1 protein-coding gene is annotated in these 617 nt (G+C 53.3%); it reads right to left on the reverse strand.

The window, feature by feature from the left end:
- The coding region (locus tag Xsto_RS20840) for a terminase TerL endonuclease subunit (RefSeq protein ID WP_244590483.1) at nucleotides 1-617 on the reverse strand (617 nt) is incomplete at both ends.

The raw sequence follows: 617 nt of genomic DNA on the forward strand, positions 1-617 counted from the left end.
CCGAGTTCTTTCAGGTTTTCCCCGCTAATCCAGTGCAGCAGCTCTTCTTTTATCTGCGCATGATCCACCACTTCGCCATCGGTCAGGGTCAGGATACCCAGCTCGCCCCATTTGCGGTACAGCTCCGCCATCTGGCGGGAACAGCGTTCAATGCGGCCTTCGGGCAACCAGAACCGAAAGTCAGCGTGCACATGCCCGTTACTGCCCTGCCACACTTTGACGGCGGCACAAATATCAATTTTGTTCGCCAAATCCACCCCGACCCACATCGGGTAAGTTTTCAGCTCATGCGCCGGGGCAAGGGGTTCACAGTCATCCCACTTGAGCATATCCATCCATGCCGATTCCGCGGTCACCCACAGATTCATATGCTTGGTAAAAAAGTTATGTCGGGCGGAAACCTGCTCTTTGGCCTTTTTCGCCAGTCGTCGTAAGTCGTCCCAGCGTTTACAAATCCCGAGGCCGGGGTTCGCTTTCTGCCAGACAGTTTCATCAAACGGATCATCGTCTTTGTCCAGCGTATAAATCAGGGCAAAAAAGGTGTCATCCGGGGCCTGTCCACGCAAGACCTTGATGGCATAGTCACGCAGTTCGTAACAGATGCCTTCTTTGTTAAA

The organism is Xenorhabdus stockiae (assembly GCF_002632825.1).
Lineage (GTDB): Bacteria > Pseudomonadota > Gammaproteobacteria > Enterobacterales > Enterobacteriaceae > Xenorhabdus > Xenorhabdus stockiae.